General features: G+C 71.8%; 6 protein-coding genes, 1 tRNA gene and 2 pseudogenes. 6 read left to right on the forward strand and 3 right to left on the reverse strand.

The genetic code is table 11. The features are described from left to right. Positions 1-155: 155 nt before the first annotated feature. The gene (locus tag ADL01_RS12710; RefSeq protein ID WP_053742066.1) at positions 156-1,775 is read right to left on the reverse strand and encodes a dynamin family protein; all 1,620 of its coding nucleotides are present in this window, start codon (positions 1,773-1,775) and stop codon (positions 156-158) included. Between the two features lie 323 nt (positions 1,776-2,098). Between ADL01_RS12710 and ADL01_RS12715 the strand changes: the two genes are divergently transcribed. The 5 genes and pseudogenes from ADL01_RS12715 (at position 2,099) to ADL01_RS12730 (ending at position 4,727) form a co-directional block, all read left to right on the forward strand. Further along, positions 2,099-2,171: transfer RNA gene (locus ADL01_RS12715), tRNA-Arg, on the forward strand. A 157-nt stretch (positions 2,172-2,328) separates the two neighbouring features. Next, positions 2,329-2,685 (forward strand): annotated as a pseudogene (locus ADL01_RS41825) (type II toxin-antitoxin system VapC family toxin); the annotation flags it as partial. Continuing rightward, positions 2,685-2,951: pseudogene (locus ADL01_RS12720) on the forward strand (VOC family protein); the annotation flags it as partial. The pseudogenes ADL01_RS41825 and ADL01_RS12720, both read left to right, overlap by 1 nt. A 222-nt stretch (positions 2,952-3,173) precedes the next feature. Then, a complete protein-coding gene (locus tag ADL01_RS12725; RefSeq protein WP_053742067.1) occupies positions 3,174-4,034 on the forward strand; it encodes a class I SAM-dependent methyltransferase in 861 nt (286 codons plus the stop codon). A gap of 285 nt (positions 4,035-4,319) precedes the next feature. Continuing rightward, positions 4,320-4,727: an NUDIX hydrolase gene (locus ADL01_RS12730; protein ID WP_053742070.1), complete on the forward strand. Its 408-nt coding sequence runs from the start codon at positions 4,320-4,322 to the stop codon at positions 4,725-4,727. 16 nt (positions 4,728-4,743) lie between these two features. On the opposite strand, the gene ADL01_RS12735 is transcribed toward ADL01_RS12730, so the two are convergent. After that, positions 4,744-8,058 carry a right-handed parallel beta-helix repeat-containing protein gene (locus ADL01_RS12735; RefSeq protein WP_053742068.1) on the reverse strand — a complete coding sequence of 1,105 codons (3,315 nt, stop codon included), beginning with the start codon at positions 8,056-8,058 and terminating at the stop codon, positions 4,744-4,746. 196 nt (positions 8,059-8,254) lie between these two features. On the opposite strand from ADL01_RS12735, the gene ADL01_RS12740 reads away from it, so the two are divergent. Continuing rightward, the gene (locus ADL01_RS12740) at positions 8,255-9,430 is read left to right on the forward strand and encodes a S8 family serine peptidase (protein WP_053742069.1); all 1,176 of its coding nucleotides are present in this window, start codon (positions 8,255-8,257) and stop codon (positions 9,428-9,430) included. Between the two features lie 502 nt (positions 9,431-9,932). Here ADL01_RS12740 and eccCb read toward each other — a convergent pair. Then, the coding region (eccCb, locus tag ADL01_RS12745; RefSeq protein ID WP_063783512.1) for a type VII secretion protein EccCb at positions 9,933-11,737 on the reverse strand (1,805 nt) is incomplete at its 5' end.

Here is an 11,737-nt window from a genome sequence, read left to right on the forward strand (position 1 = left end):
CCCCTCCCCCGTCCCCTTCCCCTTGCCTTCCTCCTCCTTCTTGTTCTGCTGGTTCTTCTTATCGGTTTTATCGCCGTCGGGAAGGCCCTCCTGCGGGGGCATGTTTTCGGCCGGGGCGTCGTGATGGTCGTGGTCAGTGACGGCGGTCACCGCGGTCACCTCTCCTTCTGCAGTACGGACAGCGCGGCGATGAGTTCGGCCTGGGGCTCCGGTTGGACGTCGAGGGCGTCGAGCGGGGCGAGGCGGCGCTCGCGTTCGGTGTGCATGACCCGGTCCAGGTGGTCGGCGAGCAGCCGTCCGCCGCGGTCGCGCAGCCTCAGGGCGCCGTGGGCTCCGATGCGCTCGGCGAGCCGCTCGCCCGCGGAGCGGGCCCGGCGGCCGCCCAGCAGTGCGGTGGCGACGAGCGCGGCGACCGCCTCGACGTCCGGAGCGGCACTGCGGTCGAGGGCGCGCAGTTCGTCCTCGGCGTACTCCTCCAACTCGCGCCGCCACCGCCGTACGGCCATCCCGATACGGTGTTCGACGCTCTCCTGGGACGGGTCTCGGCCCGTCAGTTCCGGGGCGGCCGCGGCGGGTTCGCGGCGCCAGGCGTCGTCGACGCGTTCGTCGGCGGCGGTGACGGAGCAGAGCAGGAGGGCGCTGAGGCTCTCCACGAGGGCGTCGAGGAGTTCACCCGCGGAACAGTCGAGCGGGAAGGCACGCCACCGCTTCAACGCGTCCCCGGCGAGGACGGCGCCGGCCTGCAACCGCCCCCGTACGCGCGCGTGCTCGCTGTCGTAGGCCCCGTCGACGGCCGCGGTGAGCCGCAGGGCCGCCGCATACTGCGCGGCGGCGGCGCCGGCCAGCTCGGGCATACGGGACTTGAGGGAGTCGAGGACGCCGTACGCCGTACGGGCCATGGCGTGTTGGCGGCTGGCCGGGTCCTGCGCCTGCTGGGTGAGCCAGGCGCGCAGCGGCGCCACCGCGGTGGCCGGAAGGAGCCCACCGCCCCAGGCGGACTCCGGCAGTTCGGGCACGGTGAAGCGCGGTACGTCGCCGAGGCCCGACTTGGTGAGGAGGGCGCCGTACTGCCGGGACACCTCGGACACCACCTGGTGGGGCACCCGGTCGAGGACGGTGACCAGGGAGGCCTGGTACTCCTTGGCGGTGCGCAGGAGGTACCAGGGGACGGCGTCGGCGTACCGGGCGGCCGTGGTCACCATGATCCAGATGTCGGCGGCGCAGATCAGTTCGGCCGCGAGGACGCGGTTGTCGGCGACGAGGGAGTCGACGTCGGGGGCGTCGAGGAGGGCGAGCCCGCGCGGCAGGCTCTCGGCGGTCTCGACGCGCAGCACGCGTGACCCGTCCTCGCCGGGGAGCAGCAGATCGTCGCCGGGGTCCTGTCCCGGTTCCTGGTGGGGCACCCACACGCGCGTGAGGTCGGGCAGTACCCGCATCCCGCTGAACCAGTGGTGGTCCTCGGGATGGCAGACCAGTACCGGCGTCCGGGTAGTGGGCCGCAGTACGCCGGCTTCGCTGACTCTGCGTCCCACAAGGGAGTTGACGAGGGTCGACTTGCCGGCCCCGGTGGACCCGCCGACCACCGCGAGCAGGGGTGCTTCGGGTTCTCTCAAGCGGGGCACCAAGTAGTCGTCGAGTTGCGCGAGCAGTTCGTCGCGGTTGGCACGCGCGCGTGGAGCCCCCGCCAGGGGCAGCGGGAAGCGTGCGGCGGCGACACGGTCGCGCAGGGCGGAGAGTGCGTCGAGCAGCTGAGGCCGTACGTCCAAGGTCACCACATGTGAAGAATGCCCAATTTTAGGGGAATTTTGAAGCATATAGGCATGCCTGCGCGCCGACAGAACACAAGGGACGGAAGGGACGACTGGGACGCAGGCAGAGGCCAGGCATAACGAGTGCACAACACCCGATGCGCGAGAGGGCAAAAGCGGTGCACGATTCGTACCTGCCTGCGATTATCAGGACCGCTTCACTGAACCTCCACATTGAGCCACGGAGGCGAAGCAACCAGGACAAGGACCCGGGAGCCCTATCCTTGTCTGCGGCAACGTCAAGGACCCGGCCCACACCCGGGCCACCACGACCGAGGCCACCACACCCGGCCCCCGTAGCTCAGTGGATAGAGCAGGCGCCTTCTAAGCGCTTGGCCGCAGGTTCGAGTCCTGCCGGGGGCGCATACAGCCTCTCACCTGCGGAAACGCGTGAGGGGCTCTTTCATGTCCGGATGCACATCGCTCTCTGAGCAAGCGCCTTCACCTGTCCACGGTCGCGAGCACAAGCGGCGGCTGCGTCACGGCGGCAACAGCTCAGGGCCTGCTCGACACCAACATCATGATCCTGCGCAAGTGGATCAACGCCGACGAGCTGCCCGCCGAGATGGCCATCAGTACCATCACCCTCGCGGAACTCTCCGCAGGCCCCCACCAGGTGCGTGGCGGCGAGCAGAGCGACTACGACGAATACGCCGAGCGGGCCCGCCGCGTGGACGTACTGCAGCGCGCCGAGAACGAATTCGACCCGATCCCCTTCGATGTGGAGGCGGCCCGTATCTACGGCAGAATCTGCGCCGCCATCGTCTCGGCAGGCCGAAAGCCCCGTCGCCGTGTAGCCGACCTGATGATCGCCGCCATCGCGGCCGCCGAAGAACTCCCCCTCTTCACCACCAACCCCGATGACTTCAAGGGTCTGCCTGGTCCGCCTGCGTCGATCCCTCAGGTGTGGGCCCGCGGCTGTACTTCCAGCGTGTCCCCGAGGGGAAGGCCGTCAAGAACCGGGTGCATCTTGATGTGCGGGTCGGCACCAGACTCGTGGGGGAAGAGCGCCTCGGCGCCCTTGAGGCGGAATGCGCACGACTGGTCCCGCTCGGTGCGGTGCACGTGCGCACGCTGTACGACGGCAATGATTCGTGCATCCCGATGCTGGACATCGAGGGCAACGAGTTCTGCATCGACTGAGGGGCCGCGAACGTACCTTCGCCCTGTTCCCGCAGTGACGCGGGGCTGGACCGACTCTGTCGCGACCAGTTCAGCGGTCCGGCTCTTCGCGGGCTCTGAATCGTCAGGTGGATCCGCCAATGGACAACCTGAAGTTGGGCACTCCGGCCCCCCGTGCGAGGCGGCGGGGTTCGATCCTTCCCATCCCGTCGGTGTGACTCTCCGGCGGCCTACGCTGAACGTATGACTGATGCGGCAGGACGGGTCGAGCCGTCCGGGGTGTGGGCCACAGCCGTGGGTGTGGCCCGGGTGAGGGCGATGGAGACGGCGCGTGAGCAGCCGCTGTTCCGGGATCAGCTGGCGCTGGCCTTCGCCACGGCCGGCGGGCTCGGGCCCGGGTCGCCGCCGGCCCCGCTCGCTGACGAGGCGGCCCGGCGCCGTCGGCTCGGTGTGGCCTTCTCGATCGTCATCCGGACGAAGTTCCTGGACGACCTGCTGGACCGGGCGGTCGCGTCCGGCGTCCGGCAGGTCGTGCTGCTCGGAGCCGGGATGGACAGCAGGGCCTTCCGGATGGACTGGCCTGCGGGGACCCGGCTGTTCGAGGTCGACACGGCCGAACCGCTGGGCTTCAAGGCCTCGGTGCTGCGTCAGGAGCGGGCCGTTCCGCGCTGCGAGCGGATCACCGTCCCGGTCGACCTGCGCGAGGACTGGCCCGGTGCCCTGGTCGCGGCCGGGCACGATCCGGCGCAGCCGACGGTGTGGATCGCCGAGGGACTGCTGATCTATCTGCCCGAGGACGCGGTGCAGTCGCTGCTCGAACGGGTCGGCGTGCTCTCCGCTGCGGGCAGCAGGATGGGGCTGACACTGGGCTCGCGCGGTGTGGTCGAACGCTTCCGCCAGGACGCCGCTCCGGGATCGGCGGCGTCGATGTGGGTCTCGGAGATGCCGGAGGACACGGTCGGCTGGCTGGAAGGCCTCGGGTGGGAGGCGGAGACTTTCACCCTGCGTGAGCGCGCCGAGGCCTACGGGCGTCCGGTGCTCACCCCGGCGCAGTATGACGAGGGCGCCGGCGGACTGGTCTCGGCGGTGCGGGCGGCGCATTGAGCACGGCAGGCAAAGGAGCACTGCCCAGTCGTCCAGGAGCCCTTGGACGGGAGCCCGGTCTCCTCGGCTGAGCGGAACTCATCGCTGCCTTACGGAGGTTCGAGTAGATCTCGCCGAGGAAACAACGCGTGACGCTGACGCGAGATCCCGGAAACCAGCCGTTCACGGCACGCGGGGCTTGCGGGAATCAAGCAGTCTGAATCCGGGCGCCGGGCGGCGAGGGGAACCTCACCGCCCGGCGTCTCCTCCCCGAGGCGCTCGGTGCCCTCCGATACCGTCCTGGCCATGGCGATTGGCGACGGTGTGCCGGAGAAGGTGGCGTGGGTCCTCGTTCGGGACGGGCGGGTGTTGGTGACGCGTAGTCACGGCAGGGATCGCTTCTACCTCCCGGGCGGTCATCGTGAGCCCGGCGAGTCCGACGGCGAGACCCTCGTGCGAGAGATCGACGAGGAGCTGCGGGCGGTGATCGACCCCGGTTCGATGGTGCACGTCGGGACTTTCGAGATCGGCGAGGGTCATCCGGAGCACGGCCTCTTCCGGATGATCTGTTACACCGCCGATCACCGCGGTGAGCTGATCCCGGCGCGGGAGATCGCCGAGAAGGCGTGGTTCCGCCACGCCGATCGGGGCCGGGTCTCGGCCGTCGACGCGATGGTCTTCGACGCGCTTCACGAGGCCGGGCGGCTTTCCTGATCCCATGATCCGGCGGTCAGTGTGTGGCGCGGGGAGTCGGGGTCGTGGGGAGGTCCTCCGGGAGGAGCATGCGGAGGTCGTCCAGGCCGGGGGCCTGGAGGGCGCCTATGCGGCCCGCCTGGCGGGTCATCATCGTCTCCAGGATCTGGCGGGCCGTACGGGCGTTGCCGAACGAGCGGTCCCGGGGGAGGGAGTCGACGTAGGCGCGGAGGTCGGTGAGGGCCTCGGGGGTGCAGTCGTAGCCGTAGCCGGTGGCGGTCCGGGCGAGGATGTCGAGGAGTTCGTCGGTGGTGTAGTTCTCGAACTCCACGGTCCGGGAGAAGCGCGAGGCCAGGCCCGGGTTGGAGGCGAGGAAGCGGCCCATTTCGTGCGTGTAGCCGGCGGCGATCACCACTACCTCGTCTCGGTGGTCCTCCATCAGCTTCAGCAGGGTGTCCACCGCCTCCCGGCCGAAGTCGGAGGTCGCTCCCTCGGGCGTGAGCGTGTACGCCTCGTCGATGAACAGCACACCGCCCATCGCCTGTTCGAACGCGTCCTTGGTGAGCTGCGCCGTGTGGCCCACGTAGCGGCCCACCAGGTCGGCGCGGGCCACCTCGACGAGCTGGCCCTTGGGCAGGACGCCGAGGGAGCGCAGCAGGTCCGCGTAGAGGCGGGCGACGGTCGTCTTGCCGGTGCCGGGCGGGCCGGAGAAGATCAGGTGCTGGCTGATCTTCGGGGTGGGCAGGCCGGCCGCCTGTCGTTGGCGGGTGGCGGTGAGGAGGTTGACCAGGGCCGTCACCTCGTTCTTGACCGCGCTCAGGCCGACCATCGCGTGCAGTTCGGCGAGCAGTTCCTCGGCGCCGGGGGCGCCGTCGGCCTTGGCGGCCGAGGTGTCGGCGACGTCCTCGGGCAGCAGCAGGGTCAGGTCGCTCTCGGCGGGGTTGGGCATGGTGCTGAGGCGGTGCGCCTGGCGGTCGACCATCTCCTCGAACACCTTGCGGGCGGCGCGGCCGTTACCGAACGTGGCGTCTCTCGGCATCCGCTCGTAGTGCCGGGCGAGCGCGTCCAGGGTGCCGGGGTCCAGCTCGTAGCGGTGGCCCGCGCACATGTTCTCGGTGATCGTCACCAGCTCCTCGACCGAGTAGTTGGCGAACTCCACGGTCCGGGTGAAGCGGGAGGCCAGGCCCGGGTTGGAGCTGAGGAACGCGCCCATCTCGTCGGTGTAGCCGGCGGCGATGACGACGACCTCGTCCCGGTGGTCCTCCATCAGCTTCAGCAGGGTGTCGACCGCCTCCCGGCCGAAGTCGGCGCCGGAGCCCTTGCTGTCGGACAGGAGGGTGTACGCCTCGTCGACGAACAGCACACCGCCGAGGGCGTCGTTGAACGCCTCCATGGTCTTGATCGCCGTACCGCCGATGACCTGGGCGACGAGGTCGGCGCGGGAGACCTCGACGAGGTGTCCGGAGCGCAGCACGCCCAGTTCCGCGAGGATGCCGCCGTAGAGGCGGGCCACGGTGGTCTTGCCGGTGCCGGGCGGGCCGGAGAAGACGAGGTGGCGGCTCATCGGCGGGACGGGCATGCCGAGTTGGGCGCGGCGCTGGGAGAGCTGGTTGAGGTTGACGAGGGTCCGTACCTGGTGCTTGACGTCGGCGAGGCCGACCAGGGACTCCAGTTCCGCCAGCGGGCCCTGGGGGGTCTGGCCCTGTTCGCCGCCCGTCGAGGCCGCCGCGGCGTCGGGGGGAAGCGTGTCGCCCCAGGCGTCCGGTGCGGCGTTGCCGGCGCTGTTCAGGTCCTCCACGGTGAGCCGGTCGCCGGCGCGGGTCTGCTTGAGGCCCGCGCCGCGGTTGTCGCGTACGGTGCAGCCGGTCACGGTGACCGGTTCGGAGCTGTCGATCCGGATGCCGTCGCCGACGCCGCCGGTGATCTGGCAGCCGGTGAGGGCGGCCCGGCCGCCGTTCGACACCAGGACGCCGTGTGCGCCGCAGTCGGTGATGTGGGTGCGCAGGACGCTCAGTTCACCGCCGGTCTCGACGACGAGGCCGGACGCGCGGCCGGACTGCACCGAGCAGTCGCGGAGGGTGCCCATGCCCGCCGCGCCCACGGAGACGGTGGCGTCGGCGGCTTCGCGCATGACCGTGTCGCGTACCTCGGGCCTGCCGCCGGAGGCGATGCGCAGTGCGGCGCCGCCCGCGCGGTCGATCTCGCAGTGCTCCAGGCGTCCGCGCCCGTCCTCGACGACCTCGATGCCGTGGCCGCCGGGGTCGCTGATCCGGGCGCGGAGCACCAGCGGGTTGGCGCCGGCCCGGATCCGGATGCCGACGGCGGTCGCGTCGGAGACCACCAGCCCGTCGAACTCCGGCGACGACTCGTCCTCCAGCAGTACGGCGCAGTTCTTGTCGGCGCAGTCGCGCACCGCCGTGCCGGTGAGGGTGGGTGAGCTGGAGCCGATCACCCGGATCGCGGGCGCGGCGGCGTGGTCGAACTCGCAGTCCCGGAAGGTGCCCCGGGAGCGTTCGGTGACGGCGAGTCCGCTGCCCTTGGTGCGGGCGGTGCGGCAGCGCACCAGTTCGGGGTCGGCGCTGTCGGCGAGCATGATGCCGGGGCCGGCGGTGTCGAGGACGGTGACCTGCTCCAGGACCGGGCGGGAGCTGCTGGTGACGTAGACGCCGACCGAGGTGTCGTGCACGGTGGTGCGGACGATCCGGGTGCCGCTGCTGCCCTCGAGGGCGATGGCCGGCTTGTCGGTGGCGGAGATGTCGCAGTCCTCCACCAGGCCCTGTGCGGTGCCGCTGGCCAGGACTCCGTTGGCGCGGGCGTCCCGCAGCCGGCAGTCCCGTACGGTCGTACGGGCGTCCTCGCCGATGACGACCGAGGACGTGCCGGTGTTCTCGATGAGGCAGCCCTCGATGACGCTGCCGGTGGACGCCGCGTCCACGACTCCGGCGCCCTTGGGGTTGCTGACCCGGCAGTCGCGCATGGCCAGGGAGCCGGATTCGCGGGCCAGTACGGCGGTCCAGCCCGAGCCGATGACCACGCAGCCGTCCATGGCGGCCTGGCCGCGCGGCGCGTCGACCACCGGCAGGTCCTCGGTGCCGCCGCGCAGCGTCAGGTCGGTGAGCATCACGGCGTCGGCGACCAGGACGACGGCGGAGCCGCGGCGCGGGCAGATCTCGACGCTGCCCGGTTCGCCGTCGGCGACGATCGTGACGCGGGTCCTGACGGTGAGGTTCTCGGCGTAGCGGCCGGGCTGGACCCTGATCACCGCTCCGGTGCGGGCCTTCTCCAGGGCTTCACCGATCGTCCGGAAGCTGTCCGGTTGGTCCGAGCTGACCCTGAGCAACTGCCGTGACACGCGTCGATCCTCCTCGTTGTGGTGCCGCCGCCGCGCGACTTCCCTTCCGGGTACGGGTCGCCGGGTTCGGGTCGTACGGGCGTGCGCACGCGGTGAAGGCTACGGGACCTGGCCCGTCATCTTCCAGGAGCGGCAGGGGAGTTCACGTATCGACCCCGTACGCTTCGCTCTCCTCCACGGCGCCTAGGATCGCGCCATGCGTGCTGCCCGTACTCTGCGTTTTCGGTGGGCGGCGGTTGCCGCACCCCTGCTCGTGACCCTGTCGGCCGCCGTTCCCGCGGCCGCCGACTCCGTGAAGCTGCCCGCCGTGCGGTCCGTTCTGGGGGCCGACGAGCCCTGCGTGCCCGCCTCCACCGAGCACGCCAGTGGCACGCCGTGGGCGCTGGCGGCGCTGGGCAACGCGCGGTCCCTGACGCTCTCCGAGGGTGTCGGGGTCACCGTCGCGGTGGTGGACACCGGGGTGAGCGCGAACGTCTCCGCGCTGTCGGGGCGGGTGACCGCGCTCGACGGCGCCGGCGTGGACTGCGTGGGGCACGGCACGTTCGCGGCGGGCCTGATCGCGGCGGCGGGGACGGCGGACGGAGGTCCTGCCGGGCTGGCGCCGCGGGCCCGGATCCTGGCCGTACGGGGCACCGATGAGCGTGGCGGCGCCTCGGCGGCCCGGATCGCCGACGGGATACGGAAGGCCGCCGACGCCGGTGCCTCGGTCATCTACGTCGGGGTGGCCCTCGCGGACGGCAAGGCGGAGCTCACGGACGCGGTCGGGTACGCGAGCCGCAAGAACGCCCTCGTCGTCGCGCCGCTCGCCCCCGACGCGCTGCCCAAGGACCGGGCCACCGGGGATCTCGTACCGGCGCAGCCCTGGTACTGGCCGGCCGCCGCGCCCGGGGTGCTGGCCGTGAGCGACTACGGTCCCGACGGCGGGCGCCCGGACAACGCGCCGGTGGTCCCCGGCGCCGACCTCGCCGCGCCCGGCGACTCCGTGGTCGGCATCGGCCCCCGGGGCACGGGGGACTTCATCGGCTCCGGCGCCTCGCTCGCCGCCGCGCATGCGGCCGGGGCGGCGGCGCTGGTACGGGCGCGGCATCCGGAGATGTCGGCGCGGGAGGTGTCCCGCCAGCTGACAGAGGCCGCGTATCCGGCGGCCCCACCCCGCCTGGACCCCTACGCGGCGCTCACCGCCGTACTGCCGAAGGGCCCTGGAACCACACCCCGGCCCGCGAAGGCGGTGGTCCCGGCGGCGGTGTCGCAGGAGCCACGTCAGCGGGCGTTCGTGGTGGCGGCGGTGGGAGCGGGGGTGCTGTTGCTGGTCGCCGCGCTCGCGGTGGTGGTTCCGCGGGGGCGGGCGCGGGGGTGGCGTCCCGCCGGGTGACTGGTGGGCGCCGGGCCTCACCGTGATCGGGCCAGGGGACTGAGGGTTTCGCCCCCGCCGCCCCTACCCGTCCCATCCTGTCCCTGGGGGCTGCGCCCCCAAACCCCCTACGGCCCTGAACGGGCCTTGTCCTCAAACGCCGGACGGCCTGGGGATACGGGCCCTGCGTCGAAGAGGCGCGCCGGACAGGCTGGGAATACCGGCCGGCGTCGGACAGGCACGCCGGACGGAGCGGGAATACCGGTCGGCGTCGGACAGGCACGCCGGACAGGCTGGGAATACCGGCCGGCGTCGAAGAGGCGCGCCGGACGGAGCGGGAATACCGGTCGGCGTCGGACAGGCGCGTCGGATGGGCTGGGAAAGCGGGCCGGGGTTGAAGGGGCATACCCGGCCCGGCGACGTGGCGCCAGACGGGCCCGGGACCCGTGTTGCGTCGGCCGGCCTGGTCGACCGGCCGTCGGCGCTTCATGAGGGCCCCGGTAAGGGCGTCCTCCAGCCCTGTTCACTCCCCGGCGTCGTCCTCCAGCGCCGCCGTCTGTACCTGTGTCGACTTGCGTCGGGTCACCAGTGTTCCTCTGCCCGGGGGGAGGTTTCGGCCCTTAAGGGAGCCGAGGATGAAGCCCTCCGATGGGGGGCAGGACAGCAGCAGGGTCGGGGTGTTGACCTCCAGGAGACGGCGGAGGAGGGCTTCGCCCATGCCTCGGCCCGCGCCCGCCGCCGAGCGGGAGACGATCAGGTGGATGCCTACCTCCCAGCCGAGGGCCAGATGGTTCAGGAGTGGTTCGAAGGGGGCGTTCATCGGGCCCGTGCCGACCATGTCGTAGTCGTCCACCAGGATGAACAGGCGGGGGCCGTTCCACCAGTCGGCCTTGCGCATGCGGGCCGGGGTGATGTCGGGGCCGGGCAGCCTGGAGGTGACCGCGCGGGCCGCGCCCGAGACCAGGTCCTTGAGGGCGTCGATGGAGACGGCGTGACCGAGGCGGTACTCGTCGGGGACCGCCTCGACCAGTTCGCGCCGGTAGTCGACGACCATGATGCGGGCCTCGGCGGGCGAGTAGCGGTTCATGATCGCCTGGGCCGCCACCCGCAGCAGGTTGGTCTTGCCGCTCTCCGTGTCGCCGACGACGACCATGTGCGGGGTCTCGGTGAAGTCGTGCCAGACGGTGGAGAGTTCCTGCTCCTCCAGGCCGATCGGCATCCGGAACCCGCCCAAGGGCGCCTCGGGGGCGGGCAGTTCGGTGACCGGCAGTTTGGCCGGGAGCATACGGACGGCCGGGGCGGCCGGGCCGGGCCAGCTCTCCTTGACCGCCGCGACGAGCTCCGCGACCCCTTCGGTGAGGTCCTCCGCCGACTCCACCCCGTCGATCCGGGGCAGCGCGGTGAGGTAGTGCAGCTTGGTGTCCCGGGTCAGGCCCCGGCCGGGCAGCCGGGGCACGGTCGAGGCGCGCCGCATGTCGATCTCGGAGTCCATCGGGTCGCCCATCCTGAGTTCCAGGTGGGTGGCGGCCTGGTCGCGGATGGCCGAGGTCAGCTCGACCCAGCGGGCGGTGGTGACGATCAGGTGGATGCCGTAGTTGAGGCCGCGCGCGGCGATCGCGCCGAAGGTCTGGATGTACCGGTCGAAGTCCTGACGCACTGTGGACCAGCCGTCGACCACCAGGAACACGTCGCCGTGCTGCTCGTCGGGGAACTCCCCGGCGGCCCGGCGGCGCCGGAACGTCGCCATGGAGTCGATGCCCTCGTCGAGGAAGAAGCGTTCCCGGGCCGACAGCAGTGAGGTGACCTCGGCGACGGTCCGGCTGACCCGCTCGGTGTCCAGACGGGCCGCGACGCCGCTCATATGGGGCAGCCCGGCCAGGCCCGCCAGCGTGCCGCCGCCGAAGTCCAGGCAGTAGAACTGCACTTCGCGGGGGGTGTGGGTGAGCGCGAGGGAGGTGAGGAGGGTGCGGACCATCGTGGACTTGCCGCTCTGCGGGCCGCCCGCGATGGCGATGTGTCCGCCGGCTCCGGAGACGTCGATGGTGAGGAGGTCGCGCAGCTGGTCGAAGGGGCGGTCGACGATGCCGATGGGGATGCTGAGCTTGCCCCGGCCCGCCCAGCCGACGGCGGTGAGGCCCAGCTCGGGGTCCGGGGTGAGCGGCGGCAGCACCTGGTCGAGGGTGGCCGGCAGGTCCAGCGGGGGAAGCCACACCTGGTGGGCCGGGGGGCCCGCGTCGCGCAGCCGGTCCACGGCCACGGACAGCAGGGTGTCGCCGGTCTCCTCCGCCTCGGCGGTCGCATCGGGGTCGGGGGCGGGGGGGGGTAATT

This window comes from Streptomyces sp. NRRL WC-3618 (genome assembly GCF_001280005.1).
Taxonomy (GTDB): Bacteria; Actinomycetota; Actinomycetes; order Streptomycetales; family Streptomycetaceae; genus Streptomyces.

Bases quoted from the DNA above. Each gene is read 5' to 3' on its own strand.
- ADL01_RS12725 (WP_053742067.1), top strand. From the start codon at position 3,174: ATGACTGATGCGGCAGGACGGGTCGAGCCGTCCGGGGTGTGGGCCACA.
- ADL01_RS12730 (WP_053742070.1), top strand. From the start codon at position 4,320: ATGGCGATTGGCGACGGTGTGCCGGAGAAGGTGGCGTGGGTCCTCGTT.
- ADL01_RS12740 (WP_053742069.1), top strand. From the start codon at position 8,255: ATGCGTGCTGCCCGTACTCTGCGTTTTCGGTGGGCGGCGGTTGCCGCA.